This window comes from Kushneria halocnemicola (genome assembly GCF_965650455.1).
GTDB lineage: Bacteria > Pseudomonadota > Gammaproteobacteria > Pseudomonadales > Halomonadaceae > Kushneria.
On sequence record NZ_OZ287968.1, the window covers coordinates 2025201 to 2047106 of the forward strand.

Annotated in this window: 23 protein-coding genes; 16 read left to right on the plus strand and 7 right to left on the minus strand. The window is 63.5% G+C overall.

Translation table 11 applies throughout. The features are described from left to right. Positions 1 to 6: 6 nt before the first annotated feature. The 12 genes from ACS92L_RS09235 to ACS92L_RS09290 all read left to right on the plus strand — a co-directional run bounded on the left by ACS92L_RS09235 (position 7) and on the right by ACS92L_RS09290 (position 12033). On the plus strand, positions 7 to 1164 hold the full coding sequence (locus ACS92L_RS09235; protein WP_438764381.1) for an aminotransferase class V-fold PLP-dependent enzyme: 1158 nt from the start codon (positions 7 to 9) through the stop codon (positions 1162 to 1164). Positions 1165 to 1216: 52 nt separating this feature from the next. Continuing rightward, complete coding sequence (locus ACS92L_RS09240; RefSeq protein ID WP_438764382.1) at positions 1217 to 1543, plus strand: HesB/IscA family protein; 327 nt, start codon at positions 1217 to 1219, stop codon at positions 1541 to 1543. Between the two features lie 154 nt (positions 1544 to 1697). Then, positions 1698 to 2126: a nucleoside-diphosphate kinase gene (gene ndk / locus ACS92L_RS09245; protein WP_438764383.1), complete on the plus strand. Its 429-nt coding sequence runs from the start codon at positions 1698 to 1700 to the stop codon at positions 2124 to 2126. 82 nt (positions 2127 to 2208) lie between these two features. Beyond that, the gene (gene rlmN / locus ACS92L_RS09250; RefSeq protein WP_438764384.1) at positions 2209 to 3342 is read left to right on the plus strand and encodes a 23S rRNA (adenine(2503)-C(2))-methyltransferase RlmN; all 1134 of its coding nucleotides are present in this window, start codon (positions 2209 to 2211) and stop codon (positions 3340 to 3342) included. A 118-nt stretch (positions 3343 to 3460) separates the two neighbouring features. Beyond that, a complete protein-coding gene (gene pilW / locus ACS92L_RS09255; protein WP_438764386.1) occupies positions 3461 to 4153 on the plus strand; it encodes a type IV pilus biogenesis/stability protein PilW in 693 nt (230 codons plus the stop codon). Positions 4154 to 4219: 66 nt separating this feature from the next. After that, positions 4220 to 5191, plus strand: coding sequence for a RodZ domain-containing protein (locus ACS92L_RS09260; protein ID WP_438764387.1), 972 nt, complete (start codon positions 4220 to 4222; stop codon positions 5189 to 5191). Between the two features lie 6 nt (positions 5192 to 5197). Continuing rightward, a complete protein-coding gene (gene ispG / locus ACS92L_RS09265; protein WP_438764388.1) occupies positions 5198 to 6310 on the plus strand; it encodes a flavodoxin-dependent (E)-4-hydroxy-3-methylbut-2-enyl-diphosphate synthase in 1113 nt (370 codons plus the stop codon). Positions 6311 to 6351: 41 nt separating this feature from the next. Further along, positions 6352 to 7668: a histidine--tRNA ligase gene (hisS, locus tag ACS92L_RS09270; protein WP_438764390.1), complete on the plus strand. Its 1317-nt coding sequence runs from the start codon at positions 6352 to 6354 to the stop codon at positions 7666 to 7668. A gap of 59 nt (positions 7669 to 7727) precedes the next feature. After that, the gene (locus ACS92L_RS09275; protein ID WP_438764391.1) at positions 7728 to 8396 is read left to right on the plus strand and encodes a YfgM family protein; all 669 of its coding nucleotides are present in this window, start codon (positions 7728 to 7730) and stop codon (positions 8394 to 8396) included. Next, positions 8393 to 9610 carry an outer membrane protein assembly factor BamB gene (gene bamB / locus ACS92L_RS09280; RefSeq protein WP_438764393.1) on the plus strand — a complete coding sequence of 406 codons (1218 nt, stop codon included), beginning with the start codon at positions 8393 to 8395 and terminating at the stop codon, positions 9608 to 9610. Before ACS92L_RS09275 ends, bamB begins: the two co-directional genes overlap by 4 nt. 203 nt (positions 9611 to 9813) lie before the next feature. Beyond that, positions 9814 to 11217, plus strand: coding sequence for a ribosome biogenesis GTPase Der (der, locus tag ACS92L_RS09285; RefSeq protein WP_438764394.1), 1404 nt, complete (start codon positions 9814 to 9816; stop codon positions 11215 to 11217). Positions 11218 to 11325: 108 nt separating this feature from the next. Next, positions 11326 to 12033 carry a hypothetical protein gene (locus tag ACS92L_RS09290; protein WP_438764395.1) on the plus strand — a complete coding sequence of 236 codons (708 nt, stop codon included), beginning with the start codon at positions 11326 to 11328 and terminating at the stop codon, positions 12031 to 12033. A 66-nt stretch (positions 12034 to 12099) separates the two neighbouring features. Here ACS92L_RS09290 and ACS92L_RS09295 read toward each other — a convergent pair whose 3' ends face one another. Then, a complete protein-coding gene (locus ACS92L_RS09295) occupies positions 12100 to 12495 on the minus strand; it encodes a hypothetical protein (RefSeq protein WP_438764396.1) in 396 nt (131 codons plus the stop codon). 95 nt (positions 12496 to 12590) lie between these two features. Continuing rightward, positions 12591 to 13463: an ATP-binding protein gene (locus ACS92L_RS09300; RefSeq protein ID WP_438764398.1), complete on the minus strand. Its 873-nt coding sequence runs from the start codon at positions 13461 to 13463 to the stop codon at positions 12591 to 12593. 115 nt (positions 13464 to 13578) lie between these two features. Here ACS92L_RS09300 and ACS92L_RS09305 point away from each other — a divergent pair, with 115 nt between their 5' ends. After that, complete coding sequence (locus ACS92L_RS09305) at positions 13579 to 14370, plus strand: M48 family metallopeptidase (protein ID WP_438764399.1); 792 nt, start codon at positions 13579 to 13581, stop codon at positions 14368 to 14370. A gap of 15 nt (positions 14371 to 14385) precedes the next feature. On the opposite strand, the gene aroE is transcribed toward ACS92L_RS09305, so the two are convergent. From aroE to ACS92L_RS09330, 5 genes are all read right to left on the minus strand, one after another. After that, entirely contained in the window at positions 14386 to 15207 is an 822-nt protein-coding gene (gene aroE / locus ACS92L_RS09310) for a shikimate dehydrogenase (RefSeq protein WP_438764400.1), read from the minus strand. Further along, entirely contained in the window at positions 15204 to 16130 is a 927-nt protein-coding gene (hemF, locus tag ACS92L_RS09315; protein WP_438764402.1) for an oxygen-dependent coproporphyrinogen oxidase, read from the minus strand. Before hemF ends, aroE begins: the two co-directional genes overlap by 4 nt. Positions 16131 to 16198: 68 nt before the next feature. Further along, positions 16199 to 16777, minus strand: coding sequence for an L-threonylcarbamoyladenylate synthase (locus tag ACS92L_RS09320; protein WP_438764403.1), 579 nt, complete (start codon positions 16775 to 16777; stop codon positions 16199 to 16201). A gap of 42 nt (positions 16778 to 16819) precedes the next feature. Continuing rightward, positions 16820 to 17977, minus strand: coding sequence for a DNA-processing protein DprA (gene dprA, locus ACS92L_RS09325; protein ID WP_438764404.1), 1158 nt, complete (start codon positions 17975 to 17977; stop codon positions 16820 to 16822). Further along, positions 17970 to 18794: a hypothetical protein gene (locus ACS92L_RS09330; protein WP_438764405.1), complete on the minus strand. Its 825-nt coding sequence runs from the start codon at positions 18792 to 18794 to the stop codon at positions 17970 to 17972. Before ACS92L_RS09330 ends, dprA begins: the two co-directional genes overlap by 8 nt. Before the next feature lie 219 nt (positions 18795 to 19013). Between ACS92L_RS09330 and def the strand changes: the two genes are divergently transcribed. The 3 genes from def (at position 19014) to rsmB (ending at position 21903) form a co-directional block, all read left to right on the plus strand. Continuing rightward, the gene (gene def, locus ACS92L_RS09335; RefSeq protein WP_115855484.1) at positions 19014 to 19520 is read left to right on the plus strand and encodes a peptide deformylase; all 507 of its coding nucleotides are present in this window, start codon (positions 19014 to 19016) and stop codon (positions 19518 to 19520) included. An 83-nt stretch (positions 19521 to 19603) separates the two neighbouring features. Then, the gene (fmt, locus tag ACS92L_RS09340) at positions 19604 to 20569 is read left to right on the plus strand and encodes a methionyl-tRNA formyltransferase (protein ID WP_438764406.1); all 966 of its coding nucleotides are present in this window, start codon (positions 19604 to 19606) and stop codon (positions 20567 to 20569) included. Continuing rightward, a complete protein-coding gene (gene rsmB, locus ACS92L_RS09345; protein ID WP_438764407.1) occupies positions 20566 to 21903 on the plus strand; it encodes a 16S rRNA (cytosine(967)-C(5))-methyltransferase RsmB in 1338 nt (445 codons plus the stop codon). The genes fmt and rsmB overlap by 4 nt, the downstream gene beginning before the upstream one ends. Positions 21904 to 21906 lie beyond the last annotated feature (3 nt).

A 21906-nucleotide genomic window follows, 5' to 3' on the forward strand; every position in this document is an offset into this window, starting at 1 on the left:
AGCATCATGAGCACCATGCCTCTCTACCTTGACTACGCGGCCACAACCCCGGTCGACCCGCGTGTTGCCGAGGTCATGGCACGTCATCTGACGCTGGAGGGCACCTTTGCCAATCCGGCGTCACGCAGCCACATGTCGGGCTGGCTGGCCGAGCAGGCCGTCGAGACCGGCCGTCGCCAGGTCAGTGACCTGATCGGTGCCGACCCGCGCGAGATTGTCTGGACCTCGGGGGCAACCGAGGCCGATAACCTGGCACTGATCGGTTACATGCGCGCTCATCAGGCCCGCGGTCGACATCTGATCACCTCGAGCATCGAACACAAGGCCGTGCTCGACAGTGCCGCAGCGCTGGAACGTGAAGGCTTTGAAGTGACGTATCTTGCGCCTCGCACCGATGGCACGATATCGCCCGAAGCCCTGCAGCAGGCACTGCGTCCGGACACGATTCTGGTCTCACTGATGGCGGTCAACAACGAGCTGGGCAGCATCAATGATCTGCAGGCGCTGGGTACCGTTGCGGCAGAACATGGCGCTGCCTTTCATGTCGATGCCGCTCAGGCCGCCGGTCGAATCCCCCTGGACATGAGCACCCTGCCCGTCGACATGCTGTCGCTGTCGGCACACAAGGTCTACGGTCCCAAGGGTATCGGCGCGCTTTATGTCCGTCGCGGCACCCGGATCGAGGCGCTGATTCACGGCGGCGGTCATGAGCGCGGCATGCGCTCCGGCACGCTGCCAACGCATCAGATTGCCGGCATGGGCAAGGCCTTTGCCCTGGCGCAGGACGAGCAGGCAAGCGACAACGCCCATCTTGAACAGCTTGGTCAACGCTTTTGCCGGGGCCTTCGTGGTCTTGAGGGCACCTGGATCAATGCCGAAGGCGGCGCGCACGTGCCCAATATCATCAATGTCGGCTTTGAAGGCATTGATGGCGAGGCGCTGATCATGGCGCTGCGAGGGCTTGCGGTGTCCACGGGCTCGGCCTGCAACTCGGCAAGCGTGGACCCCTCCTACGTACTGACCGGCATCGGCGTACCTCGGGAGCGGGCACTGGCCTCGATTCGATTCAGTTTTGGCCGTTTCAGCCAGACCGAGGAGATCGATCAGGCTCTTGAATCAATTTCGAACGCTCTGGAAAACCTGCGCACGCGCCAGAGCGCCTGAACACTTTTATTCTTTCGCGCACTCGATGCGCATCACCGGGGAGGACAACATCATGGCCCGGATCTCGATTTCCGAAGCCGCCGCTCACCAGATTCGCCACGTCCTCGAAGAGCGTGGCAGCGGCGAAGGACTGCGCGTGGCGGTCAAGCCCAGCGGCTGCTCGGGCTACAGCTATGTGCTCGATTATGCCGATCGCATCGATGCCGATGATCAGGTGTTTGAAGATCACGGTGTCAGGGTCATTGTCGATAATGAGGCGCTGTCCGTGCTCGACGGCACCGAAGTGGATTATGTCAGCGAAGGGCTCAACCGCTTCTTTCGTTTCAACAATCCCAACGTCCGTGACGAGTGCGGCTGCGGTGAGAGCTTCAGCGTCTGACCCGACGCTTGCACTCTGGATGCATGTTGCGCCAGCGACAGCTATAATGGCGCGATTTTTGCCGGAGCCGGCAGCTGTTATAGCAGCTGCCGGCTCTGTGCTATCGTGAATCACGAATATTTTTGAACTCATCAGTCTGTCAGGAGCCCTTAACATGGCCCAGGAACGCACTCTCTCCATCATCAAGCCGGACGCCGTTGCCAAAAATGCCGTCGGCGACATCATCTCTCGTTTCGAGAAGGCCGGTCTGCAGGTCGTGGCCTGCAAGATGGTCAGCCTGTCACAGGGAAAAGCCGAGGGCTTTTACGCCGAGCACAGCGAGCGCCCCTTCTTCAAGGATCTGGTCTCCTTCATGACCTCCGGGCCGGTCGTTGTTCAGGTGCTGGAAGGTGACAACGCCATCGCCAAAAATCGCGAGCTGATGGGCGCCACTGACCCGAAAAAGGCCGAAGCCGGCACCATCCGCGCCGATTTCGCTACCTCCATCGACGCCAACGCCGTTCATGGCTCCGATGCACCGGAATCTGCCCAGCGCGAAGTCTCCTATTTCTTCTCTGATGAAGAGATCTGCCCGCGCGGCTGATTGACTGCCGCGTTCGGCCGCCATCTGCCTGCCGGGCAGGTGGCGGCCTTCTTTCTACTACGATACCAGCGAGCTCACTGCCATGACACAGACTGCCACGACGACGCCCGTCAATCTTCTGGGTCTTTCACGCAGCCAGATGGAACAATTTTTCATCGATCAGGGCGAGAAGAAATTTCGCGCCGCCCAGGTCATGAAGTGGATCCATCATGAGGGTGTCGATGATTTCTCGCAGATGACCAATATTTCAAAGGCCCTGCGTGACAAGCTTGCACGCGTGGCCGAAATTCGGGGCCCGAAAGTGGTCTACGAAGGCAAATCCAGCGATGGCACGCAGAAATGGGTGCTGGAAGTAGAAGACGGCAGCTTCGTGGAAACCGTTCTGATTCCGTCCGAAAACAACAGCCGGCGCACGCTGTGCGTCTCCTCCCAGGTCGGCTGCTCCCTGGACTGCAGTTTCTGCTCGACCGGCAAGCAGGGGTTTCAGCGCAACCTGACCGCCGCCGAAGTCATCGGCCAGCTCTGGGTGGCTCAGGCCAGCGCCGGCGGGCGAATGGGCCATGATGACGGCCGTCGCGCCGTGACCAACGTGGTCATGATGGGCATGGGCGAGCCGCTTTTGAACTATGACAATGTCGTCCCCGCCATGCACCTGATGCTTGATGACAACGGCTATGGCCTGTCCAAGCGCCGTGTAACGCTTTCCACCTCGGGCGTGGTGCCCATGATCGAGAAGCTGGGCGATGAAATCGATGTGGCGCTGGCCATTTCCCTGCATGCCGCCAACGACGAACTGCGCAACACCCTGGTACCGCTTAATCGCAAATACAACATTGCAACGCTTCTGGACTCTTGCCGGCGCTATCTGACCAAAAGCGATGGTACCCGCCATATCACCATCGAATACACCCTGATCAAGGACGTCAACGATCAGCGTGAACATGCCGAGCAGCTGGTTGAAGTACTGGGTGATCTGCCCTGCAAGATCAACCTGATCCCCTTTAATCCTTTCCCGCATGCCGGCTACGAAAAGCCGTCGCGCAATCAGGTCATGCGCTTTCAGACATGGCTTTACGAGCTGGGCCACAATGCCCCGGTGCGCACCACCCGCGGTGACGACATCGATGCGGCGTGCGGTCAGCTGGTCGGTCGCGTCAAGGACCGTACCAAACGTGCCGAACGCTATATCAAGGCGGTTCAGCTCGACGCGTCATGACGACAGCGTCAGACCCTGTCGGTTATCGGCTTGACTTGACGCAGTACCGGCGCTTTGATGGTCAACGCTTTCGCTAATATTTGACAGATTCGGGCATGTTCATCACGTCAGGAAGTCGATGATTCACTTGCGCTGTACCCTCAGGACATTGCTGGTTATAACGGCCCTGCTGACCGTTACAACGCTTTCAGGCTGTGCCAGCCAGGGCAGCAGCATCGCCTCGTTCGAGGAATCGCCGAGTACGGCCTATACCCAGCTGGGCATGGCCTATCTGCAGCGCGACGATCTCGAGCGCGCCCAGCAGGCTTTCAACCGTGCCATCGACATCTCCGCCAACGACCCCGAAGCTCTGCAGGGGCTGGCGTTGATCTATCAACGCCAGGGCGAGACAGCCAGCGCCGATCAATATTTTCAGCGTGCCCTGAGCGCACGCACCCCCTTTACCCAGGCGCGCAATAATTACGCGGCGTTTCTATTCAGCCAGAATCGCATCCCCCAGGCGTGTGAACAGCTCGAACAGGCCACCTCTGACTTGCGCTACGAGCGCCGCGCCCAGCTTTTTGCCAACCTGGGCCAGTGTCGTGACCGCCTGGGCGATCATGTCGCCGCGCTTGCCTCCTATGAGCGTGCGATTCAGCTTGATGAGCGCCTGCCGCGCGCCTGGCTGGGACTGGCCCGGGCACAATATCAACGCCAGCAGCGTGACGCCGCCCGCGTGTCGCTCGAACGCTATGTCCGGCTTGCAGGTGCCGATGACGAAAGCACGCAGCTGTCTCGAAGACTCGATGGCGAGGCGCTGCATGATGGATAGGGCCTTCATGCGTCAAACGCCGGGAAAGGAACATTTCGTGCCACGACCGAACAAGGAATTTTCTGCATGAGCGAACAGCCCGCCTCTTCCGCCGGAGAACCGAGTGCCGGTGACATGCTGCGCGAAGAGCGCGAACGCCAGCGTCTGCATCTGGAAGACGCCGCCGAGCAGCTGAATCTGCGTCCGTCGCTGGTCGCCGACATGGAACGTGACAACTTTGAGCAGATTCCGATTCCGACCTATCGTCGGGGCTATCTGCGCGCCTACGCTCGCCTGCTGGGCATCGACGATCGAGCCATCGTTGCCGCCTATGACCGGGTTCATGGCCGAAGCGATCTGGATGAGCGCCGCGTCGCCCCCATCAGCAGCATCAAGCCCCCCTCACGCATGGGGGCCATCGCATTTCGGGTGGCAACCCTGGCCGTTGTGGTCATACTGGCCGTCATGACCCTGCTATGGTGGGAGGGGCGTGAGAGCGCGCCGGGCTATGGCGACGACACCACCATGTCGGAACCAAATGTGGCGCAACAGGACAGCGCCGATGATCGCGATCTGCCGCCGGCGCCTGAACCGACGAGCGCTGCTGATAACACATCAGGTGACGGCTCGGGTAACATGACCGCCAGTGGCCCGGTGGATACGGCACTCGCCACCCGGGTTGCCGAAGGTGGTGGTGACACCACTCCCGAGCCCGGCACGCTTCAGGTCGACACGCCCGAAGGCCGCAACGGGGCGACCGGCGGGCTGGTCGACACCGGCAGCGACGAGGAGCCGGGGGTCGATCCGGCAATCAGCGGTCGCAACATGCAGATGAGTTTTGGCAGCGAGTCATGGGTGGATGTTCGTGATGCCAACGGCACCACCGTACTGCGCGGTTTGCAGCAAAGTGGCACCACCGCCACGATCGAAGGCGTGCCGCCCTTTCGCCTGACGGTGGGCAATGCCGATCAGGTCACCATTGATTACAGAGGCGAACGCGTTGACATGTCCCAACACGTCGGCAGCAGCAACGTTGCCCGTTTTACCCTGGGGGAGTGATTTATCATGATTAGCCAGTCCCCGATCGTACGGCGCAAGTCGCGCCAGATTTACGTCGGCAATGTACCCGTGGGCGGCGATGCCCCCATTTCCGTACAGAGCATGACCAATACCAATACGCTGGACGTCGACGCCACCGTTGAACAGATCGAGCGTATTGCCGCCGCCGGTGGTGACATTGTCCGTGTGTCCGTCCCGGACATGGACTGCGCCGAGGCGTTCGGCAGGATCAAGCAGCGCACCTCGGTGCCGCTGGTCACCGATATCCATTTCGATTACCGCATCGCTCTGCGCGTGGCCGAACTCGGCGCCGACTGCCTGCGCATCAACCCGGGCAACATTGGCCGGGAAGACCGCGTCAAGGCTGTGGTCAACGCCGCTCGCGACAACGGCATTCCGATCCGCATCGGCGTCAATGCCGGCTCGCTGGAAAAGGATCTGCAGCAAAAGTACGGCGAGCCCACGCCGGCCGCACTGGTCGAATCCGCCATGCGCCATATCGACTACCTCGACCGACTCGACTTCCACGACTTCAAGGTCAGCGTCAAGGCCTCGGACGTTTTCATGGCGGTCGCCGCCTACCGCGATCTGGCCGGACGTATCGAGCAACCGCTGCACCTGGGAATCACCGAAGCGGGCGGGCTGCGCTCGGGCACGGTCAAGTCCTCGATCGGCCTCGGTATGCTCTTGATGGACGGTATCGGCGACACCATTCGCGTATCGCTGGCCGCCGACCCGGTCGAGGAGATCAAGGTCGGCTTTGACATGCTCAAGAGCCTGAAGCTGCGCGCCAAGGGGATCAACTTTATCGCCTGCCCGAGCTGTTCACGCCAGAACTTTGATGTTATCGGCACCATGAACGCCCTGGAAGAGCGCCTTGAAGACATCATGACGCCGTTGAACGTCTCGGTCATCGGCTGTGTGGTCAACGGACCGGGCGAAGCGAAGGAAACCGATGTCGGTCTGACCGGCGGCAGCCCCGCCAACCTGATCTACATCGATGGCAAACCGGCCCAGAAGCTGCGCAATGACCATCTTGTCGACGATCTCGAAAAACTGATTCGGGAACGCGTGGCGCGCAAGGAAGCCGAAGAGCAGGATGTCATCACCCGCGCCTGAGGCCCGGGCGCCCTTTTTTGAAATGCAGCGATAAACGATCAATGTCCAGTAAATTACAGGCCATCCGAGGCATGAATGACCTGCTGCCCGAGCGCTCGCCGCTCTGGCAGTACTTCGAGCAGCACGTGCGCCAGCTCATGGCGCAGTACGGCTATCTGGAGATGCGCACGCCGGTGCTCGAACAGACGGCGCTTTTCAAGCGCTCCATTGGCGAAGTGACCGACATCGTCGAAAAGGAGATGTACACCTTTGACGATCGCAACGGTGACAGCCTCTCCCTGCGCCCGGAAGGCACGGCCTCCGTCGTGCGAGCCGCCATCGAAAACGGGCTGCTGCACAACCAGACCCAAAGGCTCTGGTATGCCGGCCCCATGTTTCGTCACGAGCGCCCCCAGAAGGGCCGCTATCGTCAGTTCCATCAGGTGGGCGTGGAAGTCTTTGGTCTTGAAGGCCCGGACATCGATGTCGAAGTGATCGCCCTGTCTGCCCGCCTCTGGCAGGCGCTGGGTCTGATCGATCACGTGCAGCTCGAAATCAACTCGCTGGGCTCGCTCGAGGCACGTCATGCCTATCGCGCCACGCTGATCGACTATTTCAACGCGCATCTGGAGCAGCTCGACGAGGATGCCCGCCGCCGTCTGGACAGCAATCCGCTGCGCATTCTCGACAGCAAAAATCCCGATATGCAGGCCCTGATCGAGTCGGCGCCGAAGCTCATCGATCACCTTGACGAGGCTTCCGTTGCCCACTTCGAAGGTCTGAAGCAGCGTCTTGATGCGCTGGGTATCGAGTATGTGATCAACACGCGGCTGGTGCGCGGGCTGGACTACTACAGCCGGACGGTCTTTGAGTGGACCACCACGGCGCTGGGCAGCCAGGGCACCGTCTGTGCCGGTGGACGCTATGATGGTCTGGTCGAGCAGCTGGGCGGCAAGCCAACGCCGGCCGTCGGCTTTGCCATGGGCGTTGAGCGCCTGATCCTGCTGCTGGAAACCCTTGATCTGGTACCCGAAGCCGCCGAAGACATCCTCGACGTCTACCTGACGGGTCAGGGCGAAGGTGTCGACACGCAGCTGCTGGTGCTGGGTGAAACCCTGCGCGGCCGCTTGCCCGGCCTGCGTGTCCAGGTACACTGCGGCGGTGGCAGCTTCAAGAGCCAGCTCAAAAAGGCTGACAAGAGCCGTGCCCGCTTTGCCGTCATGCTGGGCGAAGAGGAACTGGCAGCCGGTACGGCGACGCTCAAGGATCTGCGCGGTGAAACGCCCCAGCAGTCGCTGGATATCGCCTCGCTGGTCGATCGCCTTTCACGCTGGATCGACGAGCGCCCGGCGAACAGCGGCCTGTCGACCCGGCTTTAGCGTTTTCTCGACTACCCGGCAGAGACTGTCATGAGATCGAACCTACAGGAGTGCCGCACGTGGCGGATCAGTTGAATATTAACGAAGAAGACGATCAGCTGGCAGCTGCCAAACGCTTCTGGCACAACTACGCCAAGCCGATTCTGGGCGGGATCATCATCGCGGGCGCCGGTCTGTTTGCCTGGCACTGGTGGCAGGACCATCAGCAGGCGCAGTCCGAGGCTGCCTCGCTCCAGTACCAGCAGCTGATCCAGCTGACCTCCCGGGACAGCCTTGATGACAGCGGCCGCCAGGCCGCACAGAGCATCATTGATGCCATTCGTGATCAGCACGGCGGCACCCTGTATGCCGATCTGGCCGGCATGATCCAGGCCCGTCTGGCCGTGGACGGCAATGACCTGCCGGCGGCCGAGCAGGCACTTGACGCGGTACGCCAGAGCAGCGATCGCGACGAGATCCGAGCGATGTCGGGTCTGGAGCTGGCCCGCGTACAGCTGGGTCAGGACAACGCCGAACAGGCGCTTGGTACGCTCGAAGGCCTGCAGCTGCCCGAGGCCATGGCCGCGCGCGGCGCCGACATCCGCGGTGATGTCCAGCTGGCGCTGGGCAATACCGACGAGGCGCGCAGTGCCTGGCAGGACGCCGTCAATCTGGCGCGCGAGAACGACCAGGAGCTCTCCGGCATACAACTCAAACTCGATGATCTGGCGCCTCAGGAGGCTTCATGAGCACGCTTGAAAACGGCTCTTCTTCACGCACGGGCATCAAGCGACTCGCGCTGATGGCCAAACCGCTGGGCGCCCTGCTGTGCGCCACCTCACTGGTGGTGCTGGCTGGCTGTTCGGGCAACGTGCAGACCGGCACCCAGCCCCGCGAGCTGACCAGTATCGATCAAAGCGTCAACGTGAACGGGCTCTGGTCACGGGGCATCGGCTCGCTGACCCGTGCCCGCTACCCGATCTCGCCGGCCATTTCGGGCGACACGATCTATGCCAGCGATGCCGAAGGCAACGTCAAGGCCATCAATCGCGACAACGGACAGATCGAATGGGAAAAGCGGCTGGACACGCCTATCTCCAGCGGCCTGACAGCGGACAGCGGACAGCTCTTTGCCGGTACCCGCAATGGCGAGGTCGTCGTCCTTGACGAGGACAACGGCGAGATCGTCTGGCGCTCGCGAGTGTCCAGCGAAGTGATCGCCCCGCCGCAGCTCAACAGCGGCCAGGTCGTGGTCCAGAGTGTGGATGGCACGCTCACCTCGCTTGATCGCTTTACCGGCGATCAGCAGTGGCTCTACGCCTCCTCCCAGCCGGCCCTGACCCTGCGCGGCACCGGCGCGCCACGCACCATTGATCCGGTTTCGTTTGCCGGGTTTGCCAACGGCCGTCTGGCCGCCTTCGACAATCGCAGCGGCCAGCAGCTGTGGGATCTGCGCGTCGCTGTCCCCCAGGGGCGTACCGAAGTCGAGCAGCTGGTGGATCTTGACGGCCAGCCGGTGCTGACCCAGGACGGTCGTTTGTTCGTGACCAGCTACAACGGCCGCGTCATGGCACTCGATGCCCGTAACGGCCAGCCGCTGTGGGACCGCGAGCAATCCAGCTATCACACCCCGGTGCTGGTCGGCGACTACCTCTTCACGGTCACGGCCGACAGCCACATCATGGCGCTTGATGCCAACAACGGCCGCGTCATCTGGAACCAGGACGCCCTGGAAGGCCGATCCCTGAGCGCCCCGGTATTTGTTGATAACAAGCTGGTGGTCGGCGACTATCAGGGCTATCTGCACATCATCAACGCCCAGAGCGGTGAGCAGGAAGGCCGCACCCGTCCGGGCGGCGACGGCATCAGCATTACGCCGCTGACCGACGGCGAGCATGTCTTCGTGCTGACCAACGACGGCGAGCTCATTGCCTACGCCCTCACGGAGATGGGCAGCCGGTAAGCCGGTCTCGAGCGGTACTCCCAGCGCGGGCCTTCCGGTATCAAACCGGAAGGCCCGTTCATTTATCACTCGCCCTGACACGGCGTGTCACACATTTCGAATACCCATGCCTTTCGGGTTAGAATGCCTCGATCCGGACGGACGGTATCAGCGCTGTCCTTCGTTAAACCGACAGCCCGCTCCCTCTATTGTGCAGGACCCTCATGAATCCCGTTATCGCACTCGTCGGCCGACCCAACGTCGGCAAATCCACGCTGTTCAATCGCCTCACGCGCTCGCGTGATGCCATTGTGGCAGACTTCCCCGGCCTGACCCGCGACCGCCACTACGGCAATGGTCAGCTGGGCGAAAAGCCCTACACGGTCATCGATACCGGCGGTATCAGTGGTGACGAGATGGGGATCGATGCGGCCATGGCCGAACAGTCGCTGCTGGCCATCGATGAAGCCGATATCGTCTTTTTCATGGTGGACGCCCGTGCCGGGATCATGCCGGCCGATGAGGCCATCGCCAACCATCTGCGCGTCAACCAGAAAAAGACCTGGCTTGTGGTCAACAAAAGTGACGGCCTGCAGGAAGAGATCGCCACCGCCGATTTCTGGGCGCTGGGACTGGGCGACCCCCATGCCATTGCCGCCGCCCACGGACGCAACGTTACTACCCTGATCGAACACGTTCTCGAGCCCTTCCCCGAGGTAGCCGAAGAGACCCACCCGGACCTGGTCGCCAACGGCATCCGAATCGGCGTGGTCGGCCGCCCCAACGTGGGCAAGTCCACCCTGGTCAATCGGCTGCTGGGCGAGGAGCGCGTCGTGGTCTTTGACGAGGCTGGCACCACGCGCGATGCCATTGAAATCCCCTTCGAGCGCCGCGGCCAGCCCTATGTGCTGATCGACACGGCCGGCGTGCGGCGGCGCAAGAACATCAGTCTGGCCGCCGAGAAATTTTCGATCATCAAGACGCTGGATGCCATCAAGGAGTGCAACGTGGCCATCGTGGTGCTCGATGCACGCACCGGGCTGGTCGAGCAGGATCTCCATCTGCTGGATTATGTGCTGACCACCGGACGGGCACTGGTGCTGGCCGTCAACAAGTGGGACGGCCTCGAGCAGGAAGCCCGCGACAAGATGCGCGCCGACATCAAAAGACGTCTGGGGTTTGCCGACTACGCCGATCTGCACTTCATCTCGGCGCTGCACGGCACCGCCGTGGGAGACCTTTATCCCTCCATCGAGCGCGCCTTCGCCTCGGCCACGGCACGCTGGTCCACCAACCGATTGACGACGCTTTTGCAGGACGCGGTCAGCGAGCATCAGCCGCCTCTGGTCAACGGTCGTCGCATCAAGCTGCGCATGGCACACCAGGGCGGCGCCAATCCGCCATTGATCGTGGTCCACGGCAATCAGACCAATTCGTTGCCCGACGCCTACAAGCGTTTTTTGATCAATACCTTTCGCAAGGTACTCAAGGTCAAGGGCACGCCGATTCGCTTCGAGTTCCGCTCCGGCGACAACCCCTATGACAAAAACAGCGGCGACAGCGACCGTGAGAAGGCCAAGGCGCGCCAGCTTGCCCGCACGAAGGAAGCTCGCAAGAACCGACGCTAAAAGTCTGTCAAACTCATGATTAAAAGACCTGGTATGACTTTGACGTCAATCCAGGTCAGACTTGCATCAGAAGGCGTTCATTCAACGCCCGATGGATGGGAGTCCGTGATGAGACAGGGCAAGCCTCGATACCGACCGACACTGCTGATGGCCGTCATCCTGTCCCTGGCCGGCTGTATCGCCCTGCCGCAGGCAAGCTTCATGCTGGGCCGGCTGGCGCTGCAGTCGATGGGCGTGGAGAACGTGCGCATCGGCCGCTGGGCGGTCCCCGTGGATGCGCTGACGCTGGAACCCACGGCGCTGGCCCGGGCCGGGCTTGATATGGCCGGCATGCCGGTCAGCCTCGATCTGCCGCTGTCTCTGACCCCACCGGACGCCGCACCCGATGTGACACTGGCAGGCTACGCCTGGCGACTTGTGGTGCCAGGCGCCGAGCCGGTCACTGGCGACGTGAACGAACCCGTAGCACTGCGCGGCGGCGAGCCGGCTACCCTGCGTCTACCTATCGAGCTGTTCCCCGACACGCCTGAACGCGAAGGCCCTGCCTACGACCAACAACTGCTGGCACTGGCACAGCGTCTGGCCGGTCGTCAGCAGCTGCCAGCGGGCAGTACGCTTTCCCTGACACCCCGTCTGGATGGCCAGATGGCACAGCTGATTCCGGCCCCGACCATCACACTGGACATCGGCGATGGCGGCACACAGGACAGCGCCGCAACGCTTCCCACACTGCCTGACCGCGCCACACCTGCAGACGACACAGCGCCGGCATCACCCGCCCCGACCGCCAGAGACCGTGACACCCTGCAGCCATGAAAAAACCGGCGCCAGAGCGCCGGTTTCCATGTTATCCAAAGATGTTATTCGATCTACCCAAAGGTGTTATTCGATCGCGCTCAGGGTGCCCTCTCCCACCACCTCACCATCGGAAAGCCACTCGATACGGTTATCCCCTGTCATGCGGACCTGATAACAGGTGGTCTCGCCGCTGCCGTAGTCAAGACACATTCGATCATTTTCGATCGTGGATTGACCGGTATAGTCTTCCCCCTCAATGGTGCCATCAACGCGATAGGCTTCACTGTATTGACTGCCGTCGGCCATGGCGCCGGTCACACGATGGCCCAGAATGTTGTCGCGAATGGCACTGCCGGAAAGACGTTCGCCCTGCTCGCTGCTCCTGGATTGCTGCTCGCTGTGGCTGTCGGAGGCGCCGGCCAGCACCGGCCCCGCCGCCATGCCGGTCAGCAGCAACATTCCCATAACCGCTTTTGTCATTGTTCTCATCGAATCACGCTCCATTGATCAAAGCATTCAGTGTGGCATCAACGACCGAACATGCTGACTCGGGACACGCCACTTTCAGCCCTGCTTTAGTCGACCCCGGCGTCCCCGAGGGTATTGTCGCGCCCGGTCCAGGCGATGGCGAACTGCCAGGCCGCGCGGCCACTGCGCACGCCCCGGGTCAGCGCAAACCGGCGCGCCTCGGCGTCTGCCGCCTCATCGAACGTGCCCCCCAGATGCGCGACCCAGTGGGCGCAGGTCTCAAGGTAGGTATCCTGATCAAAGGGATAGAACGACAGCCACAGCCCGAACCGGTCGGAGAGTGAAATCTTCTCCTCGACGGCGTCACCATGGTGAATTTCGCCGCCCACGACCTGCGTATTAGTGTTGTCGGCCATGCTCTCCGGCAGTAGATGGCGCCGGTTGGAGGTGGCATAAAGCAGCACATTGTCCGGCGGTCCGGTCAGGGTGCCATCCAGCACGCTCTTGAGTGCCTTGTAGGCGTCATCGCTGCCTTCAAAGGAGAGATCGTCACAGTAGACGACAAAGCGATAGTCGCTGCCCCTGAGCGTTTGCACCAGAGTGGGCAGCCCCACCAGATCGTGGCGGTCGACCTGAATCAGGCGCAGGCCCTCACCGGCCAGATCGTTGATCAGCGCCCGGATCAGCGAGGACTTGCCGGTCCCGCGGGCGCCCCACAGCAGCGCATGGTTGGCCGGCCGTCCGCGCAGAAAGGTGCGGGTGTTCTCGACCAGCGCCGTTTTCTGACTCTCGATGCCGATCAGCTCGGCCACGCTGACGCTATCGCGCGGCGCCACCGGCGTCAGCCGTCCGCCCAGCGCATGGCGCTGCCAGAGGGCGGCCACATCGCGCGACCAGTCGATGGGGGCCTGCTCGGGCGGTAACAGCGGTTCCAGTCGGTCCAGCAGGTTCAGAAGGCGTGTGCTCAACGGCTCATTCATTCAGGGCTCCGCATCGGGTTATGCTGTCATGTGACAATGATCCCGCTATCCTGCCGTGCCCTCCTGGCGCGCGTCCAGTCGGGTCCATCGACCATTTACAGGAGTGTTGCCGTTCATGATGCGCAAGACCATGCTGAGCGCACTGGCTCTGAGCCTTGGCCTGAGTGCCTGCACCACCTCGCCGCTGGGACGCTCTCAGCTGTCGCTGTTTGACAGCAGCGAGATCGACCAGCAGGGCCAGCAGGCCTTCGAGGAGTATCGCCAGAATCACAAACAGGCCACCGGCCGTGATGGCCGCTATGTCACCTGCATTGCCGATGCCATCATCGACACGCTGCCCGAGGGCCAGGGACCGTCGAAATGGACCGTTGGGGTCTACCAGGATGAGGAACCCAACGCCTTTGCCCTGCCCGGCGGCTACGTCGTGATCAATACGGGGTTGATGAAGGTGGCAAAGGATCAGGACCAGATCGCCACGGTCGTTGGTCACGAGATGGCCCACGTGCTGGCCAACCATGCCAACGAGCGCACCTCGACCCAGTCCTTGACCAGTACCGGACTGGGCGTGGTGCAATCCGTGACGGGCAACAACGCGCTGGCCCAGCTTCTGGGTGCCGGCGCCCAGTACGGCGTGCTGCTGCCCTACTCACGTCGTCAGGAGAGCGAGGCCGACCTGTTGGGTCTGGATCTGATGGCACGCGCCGGCTTTGACCCGCAGGCCAGTATCGCGCTGTGGCAGAATATGGCCAGCGCCGGCGGCGGTCAGCCCCCGGAGTGGGCCTCGACCCACCCCAACAGCGGCGAGCGCAGCGAGGCCCTCAAGGGCCGCATGCAAAGCGCGCTCAAGCTCTCGGAGCAGGCACGCGCGGCCGGCCATACCCCCAGCTGTGGCAACGTCAGCTCCTGAGCACTGCCGGGCCGGTCAGCGAAGATCGGCCCGCAGCGCGTCCAGCACGGGCGTGGTATCAGGGCGCGTACCGCGCCACTGATACCAGGATTCGGCCGCCTGGCCGACCAGCATGCCCAGCCCGTCCACACAGTGCACCCCGAAGGCCTGCGCCCACTCGAGAAAGACGGTGGGGGCAGCGCCGTACATCATGTCGTAGGCCAGCGCCCCCTCGTTGAACAGCGTCTCCGGCAGCGGCGGCAGCGCACCGGCCAGGCTGGCACTGGTGGCATTGATGACCAGATCAAAGCGGCCATCGATCGCTTCAAAACCGCAGCCGCATACCCTGCCCCGGGCATTAAACAGCTCGGCCAGTGCCGTGGCCTTTTCCACCGTTCGATTGGCAATGACCAGCTCGGCCGGCCCGGTTTCAAGCAGCGGGTCGATGACCCCGCGCACCGCCCCACCGGCCCCCAGCACCAGAATGCGCGCGCCCGCAAGCGGTGCCCCGAGCCGCTCAAGATCCAGCAGCAGCCCGGCGCCGTCGGTATTGTCCCCAACGACCGTGTTGTCTTCGGTCACGATCAGCGTATTGACCGCGCCGGCGAGTCTGGCGCGCTCGCTCAGCCGGTCGGCCAGCGCCGCGGCTTCCTGCTTGAAGGGCACGGTGACGTTGGCGCCCAGACCGCCCTCGGCCATGAAGGCCCGCCAGCACCCCGGGAAATCGTCAACCGGTGCCAGGCGGGCCTCATAGCACACCGGATCCCCCAGCTGCGCGGCGAAGCCGGCATGGATCATGGGCGATTTCGAATGCGCCACGGGATGGCCAAAGACAGCGTAAAGCGGCGACTCACTCATGCCGGATCGCCCTCCTCGAGCCACTCACGCGCATGCAGATAGTGCGTATACAGTTCGGCCTCGGGAGAGCCCTCCTCGGGCTGATACTGATAGGCCCAGTGGGCCACCGGCGGCATCGACATCAGAATCGACTCGGTGCGCCCGCCGCTTTGCAGCCCGAACAGCGTGCCGCGGTCGTAGACCAGATTGAACTCGACATAGCGGCCGCGCCGGTAGTTCTGGAAGTTGCGCTCCCGCTCGCCATAAGGGGTTTCGCGGCGCTTGTCGACGATCGGCACATAGGCCGGCACGAAGGATTCGGCCACCGCCTGCTGAAAGGCAAAGCTCTGCTCAAAGCCCTCTTCGTTGACGTCATCAAAGAACAGACCGCCCACACCGCGGGTTTCATCGCGGTGCTTGAGATAGAAATACTCGTCGCACCAGCGCTTGTAGCGGGCGTAGATATCATCGCCGAAAGGGGCGCAGGCATCATGGACGGTGCGGTGCCAGTGCACCACATCCTCAAACACCGGATAGTAGGGTGTCAGATCGATGCCGCCGCCGAACCACCAGACCGGGTCTTCCCCTTCCTTTTCGGCGATAAAAAAGCGCACGTTGCCGTGGGTGGTGGGCAAATGCGGGTTATGCGGGTGCAACACCCAGGAGACGCCAACGGCATGAAAGCTGCGCCCGGCCAGCTCCGGGCGCGCGGCGGAGGCCGACGGCGGCAGGTTCTCACCAAAAACGTGGGAGAAATTGACGCCGCCCTTTTCAAACACGGCGCCATCGGTGATCACCCGCGAGCGACCGCCGCCGCCGTCTTCGCGCGTCCAGGCATCTTCCACGAAATCAGCGTGGCCATCGGCGCGGGCCAGCGCCTGACAGAGCCGATCCTGAAAGTCCAGCAGGTAGTGTTTCACCCTTTCGAGATAGGCATGTGACACGGTGTCTCTCCAGCAGGGTCATGGCGATCGTTTCAAGCCATGACGGGCAGTGTATGGCGGGGACAGGGCTAGTCGCGCAGCACATCATCGGTGAGCAGATCGCGGATCTCGCTGGGTCGCGTCCGACCGCCCAGCGGGCCGTCCACGATCAGGACACGGGTCCCGAAGACGCTTTTGATCTCCGAGGCAGAGCGACACGGCGCCTCGGTGGCCCGGTTGGCCGAGCTCGATACCAGCGGCCCGCCGAAGGCGTCACACAGCGCCCCGACCAGCGGGTGGTCGCTGACCCGCAGGGCCACGCTCGCATGCTCGCCGCGCACCAGCGGATGCGCGCGGCCATTGTCCGGTACCAGCCAGCTCACGGGTCCCGGCCAGCTGGCCTCGAGCCGAGCGTGTTGCGCGTCATCAAGACCGGCAAGCCAGGGGGCAAACTGCTCGATGCGAGAGGCAATCAAAATCAGCCCCTTGGCGGGATCACGTGCCTTGAGGGCTACGAGACGCTCAAGGGCTGCGGTGTTGTCGGGATCACAGCCCAGCCCCCAGACGGCCTCCGTCGGGTATGCCACGACACCGCCGGCCTGCAGATGCATGGCGGCGTCCTTCAAAAGCTGAGGTTGAACAGGAGAAGCGTTGACGTGTAAAGACATGCTGCGTGAATACCATTGCCCCAATCAGGTGGGCAGTGTATCTCATGCCAGCCTGCGGACCCAGCCGCCGGCGACCTGCGCCGCCCAGCCATCAAGCTCCAGCATGAGAAGCCGCGACTGCAGCGCGGTGATCGAGTCGCCGGTGCGCTCGACAAGCGCATCGACCGGAACGGGGGTATCGTCAAGCCACTGCCAGAGCGGGTCCTCGGGGCTTTTTTCCAACGGTGGCGCAACGGTGGCAGCAATGGATGGAATAGCATCAGGCGCGCCAGGTTCGGGGGCCGCGGGAGCGAGCGTCGCGCCACACCACTGCCGCTCGGGGAGCTCCTGAACAATGTCCTCCAGACAGGTGACCAGCCGGGCGCCTTCACGAATCAGCCACAGGCAGCCGCGCGCCTGCGGGTTATGCAGCGACCCTGGCAGGGCAAACACCTCCCGGTTCTGTTCCATGGCAAGCCTGGCGCTGACCAGCGAGCCGCTGGCCATGGCCGCCTCGACCACCAGCACGCCCAGTGACAGTCCCGTAATAATGCGATTGCGCCGCGGAAAGTGCTGCGGATGGGCCCTTGTTCCGAGCGGATGTTCGGACAGGAGCAGCCCGCCACCCGCCAGCAGCTGCTGACGCAGGCGAGCATGCGTGCGCGGGTAGAGCACATCGACGCCACAGCCCAGAACGGCGATGGTCGCACCTCGCGCCTCCAGCGCGCCGTGATGGGCGCAGCCATCCACCCCCAGTGCCAGCCCGCTGACAACACCATAGCCGGCGGCCGCCATGTCACGCGCCAGTCGCCAGGCGTTGTCCTGCCCCTCGCGGGTGGGCCGTCGCGTGCCCACGACCGCCAGCGCCGGAGGCGATAACGCCTCGAGCCTCCCCCAGGCCCACAGTACCGGCGGTGGGTCCGGCAGCTCCTCCAGCATGGCCGGCCAGGCCGGATGACACGGCGTCAGCAGGTGATGCTGCTCATCGTGTTCAAGCCACGCCATGGCCGCCTCGACCCGGTCGTGCAACGCGCCCTGTCCGGGCATTTGAAGATAGTAACGCAGCATCTGTGCAGCCTCTTCGGGCAGCCGGGCAAGCCACCCCTCGGGCCAGACAGGGGCAGCCTGTCTGAGTGCCATGAGACGCCGCGCGCCCACCCGTGGCAGCATCGACAGCGCCAGCCACTGGCGAGGCGTGTCGGGTTGCGTGGTCTCAGTCATCACCGATTGCCTCCACGCGATCTCCCGTGGCCATGGGCAGCCCGGCGCGCGTTACCAGCGCCAGGCTTGCCTGCTCAAACGTGCGAACGACCAGCAGCTCTCCGAGCACGCCACCGTCAAGCGCCAGCGACTCATGGGTCACCGGATCGGTCACGCTTTCGGCCTCGCCCTGTACGCGCAGACGCATGCCGGGTATGACCCGGTGGCGACCCAGATCGATCACCACGATATCGCGCAGCCCCACCATGTGCCCGGCACCGGGACGGTCAATAATGCGTCCCTGCGTGCCGGCGGGGGCCGCCCGGGGCACCAGCTGCGCCGGGGGCACCCAGCCATCGAGCGCCATGAGATGCGCTCCGGCACTCACCTCCCGCGGGCTTTTTTCAACGGTGAGCGTCGACAATGGCGACCCCGAGCGCTCAAGACGCACCACCCCCTGACGGATCATGACCTGTCCCAGCGCCCGGCCCTGGTCATCTTTAAGCAGTGCCCCCGGGGTATAGAGGCCAAACCGCTGACCCGGACGCCCCTGAACGTGGCGCGCCAGCACCTGATCGCCGGCGCCACTGAGCAGACGCCCCTCGCTGCCGCTGACCACGTAGGCCGCTGGCGCAACGGCTTGTGACTCGACAATGCGATAGTCCATCAGTGCCTGCGACCAGGCCGAGATATTGACGGGCTCGCCCGGCTGATCCAGCGGCAAAAAGCGCAGCCGGGGCGACAGGGTCGTGACGTTGTCCGGCGCGCCGGCCGGTGACGCATCCACCCTGCCGGAGGAGACGACAGCGACCGCCGCCATGACCACCGTCAGCGCCACAAGCCCTGCTCCCTGCCGAACGCCGCGGCACCTGTTCCCTGTCCCTTGCCGTTTCATGTCATCTTCGCTCTGCTGTCGGTTCCGTTGCCAACGCCTGCGCACTACAATGGGCGCCATACGGAGTGAATCCATTCATGCATTTACGGCCGCCATCCCGACCTTCTTGACCCATAGTGACCCTCGAATCGCTCGGATGGCGACCCCACAACAGATACGAACATGGCTCTACTGACGATTCTTGAATATCCCGATGAACGCCTGCGAACCCGTGCCGAGCCCGTAACCGAGGTCGATGACGAGGTGCGTCGCCTGATCGATGACATGTTTGAAACCATGTATGACGCCCCGGGCATCGGCCTTGCCGCCACGCAGGTCGACGTGCATCGCCGCGTGATCGTGATGGATGTCAGCGAAGAGAAAAACCAGCCGCTGGCGCTGGTCAATCCGGAAGTGACCCTGCTGGGCGAGGAACGCGAACCGCTGCAGGAAGGCTGCCTGTCGATTCCGGAATACTACGCCGAAGTGCCCCGTGCCCTGCGGGTGCATCTCAAGGCGCAGGATCGCAACGGCAAGTCCTATGAGCTGGAAGCCGATGGCCTGCTCGCTCACTGCATCCAGCATGAAGCGGACCATCTGGAAGGCGTGCTGTTTGTCGACTATCTGTCGCCGCTCAAGCGCGATCGGGTCAAAAAGAAGATGCTCAAGCGCCAGAAAACGACCTCCTGAGCCCCTTTGCCGCTCGTCGCTGACGGCCCGTTCCCTTTATCAGCGCCCCCTGCAGGGGCGCTGACGTCTTTCAGGACCATGCCATGCCCAGCCCCCTTCGCATTGCCTTTGCCGGCACGCCGGAGTTTGCCGCCGAACATCTTCGTGCCCTGCTCGAAAGCCATCACGAGATCTGCTGTGTCTACACCCAGCCCGACCGCCCGGCCGGGCGCGGCCGTCGCCTGACGCCCTCCCCGGTCAAGGCACTGGCACTGGAACACGACCTTGCCGTGCATCAGCCCGAAAAATTGAAAACGCCGGACACCCACGCGCCGTTGATCGAGGCCGACATCGACGTGCTGGTCGTGGTCGCCTATGGCCTGATTCTGCCGCGCGCCGTGCTGGATATCCCGCGACGCGGCGCCATCAACGTTCACGCCTCCCTGCTGCCGCGCTGGCGCGGGGCGGCGCCGATCCACCGCGCCATCGAGGCCGGCGATCGCGACAGCGGCGTGACCCTCATGGCCATGGATGAAGGCCTTGATACCGGCGACATGCTGCTGACGGTCCACACGCCCATCGATGACACCACCACGGCCGCCACGCTGCATGACCGCCTCGCCGGCATTGGCGCCACGGCCCTGATCGAGGCGCTTGATCGACTCAGTGACGATCAGCTGCCGGCCACGCCCCAGCCCGAAGACGGCGTGACGTATGCGGCCAAGCTGAGCAAGGCCGAGGCCCGGCTCGACTTCAGCCAGAGCGCCACCGCCCTTTCGCAGCGCGTTCGGGCGTTCAACCCCTTTCCGGTCGCCTGGACCACCCTCCATGGCGAGACGCTGCGACTCTGGCATGCCCAGGCGCGTGACGCGCGGGAGGGCGAATCCGATGCCTTGGCCGGTCAGCTGCTGGACGCCGAGGCAGATGCCCTGTGTGTGGCCTGCGGCGAGGGTGTGCTGCGCATCACCCATGCCCAATTGCCGGGCGGCAAAATGCTGCCGGCCCATGAATTGCTCAATAGCCGGCGCGACCAGTTTGCCGCCGGTACACTGCTGGGAACCGATCAATGAGTCGTCAACGTACTCAAAAACCAAAACATCCCATGGGCGTGCGGGCCCATGCCGCGCAGAACCTGGCCCCCGTCCTGAGCCAGCAGGGGTCGCTGTCCGGCGAGATCCCCGAGGGGATTGCCGCGCGGGATCAGGGTCTCTACCGGGCGCTGTGCTTTGGTGTGTGTCGCGCCCTGCCCCAGCTTGAAGCCGTGGCGGCAAAACTTCTGAAATCGCCTTTCAAACAGCGCGATCAGGACATTCATGCCCTGCTGCTGGTCGGGCTGTATCAGCTTTTTCACATGCGCATCCCCACCCACGCTGCCGTGGGCGAAACCGCCGGCGGCGCGCGCGAGCTCAACAAGGAGTGGGCCACCCGGGTCATCAACGGCTGCCTGCGCCGCGCCGATCGCGAACGTGACACGCTGCTGGCAGAGGTCGAAAAAACGCCTGCTGCCGCCCACTGGCATCCGCAGTGGCTGCTGACCCGGCTGGAGAAAGCCTGGCCCGATCAGTGGCGCGAGATTACGGCGGCCAACAACATGCCCGGCCCCATGACGCTGCGCGTCAATCGAGCCCATCAGTCGCGTGCAGACTGGCTTGAGCGCCTGGAAGGGGCCGGTCTGGCCGCACGCGCGTGTGCGTTCAGTGATGACGGTCTGACGCTTGAGACGCCCTGTGATGTCGAACAGCTGCCGGGGTTTCAGGACGGTGACGTCAGCGTTCAGGACGAGGCGGCCCAGCTGGCCGCTGCGCTGCTGCTGAAGGATCTTGACGGGCGTGCAACACCACTGCGCCTGCTTGATGCCTGCAGCGCGCCGGGCGGCAAGAGCGCCCACCTGCTGGAGTGCGCCCCCGACAGCGCCGTGACCGCGCTGGACAGCGATGCTCACCGCCTTGAGCGCGTGCGCGAGACGCTGGCTCGCCTGAAGCTTTCGGCCACTCTTGAAGCCGCGGATGCAACCACGAATGACTGGTGGGACGGGACACCCTTTGATGGCATTTTGCTGGACGCCCCCTGTTCCGGCACCGGCGTCATTCGCCGTCATCCCGACATCAAGGCGCTGCGCCGGGACGAGGACATTGCCGAACTGGCCGCGCTGCAGGCGCGCCTGCTGGAGGCCCAGTGGCAGCGTCTGGCGCCCGGCGGGCGGCTGCTTTATGCCACCTGCTCGGTGCTGCCGGAGGAAAACGCCGAGCAGATTGCAGCGTTTCTGGGCCGCACGCCGGATGCGCGCGCATGCCCGATCACGGCCGACTGGGGCCAGAGCGCCGGTGAAGGCCGCCAGCTGATGCCGACACCCGACGGCCATGACGGCTTTTTCTACGCGCTGCTTGAAAAGTCCACCGCCTGATAA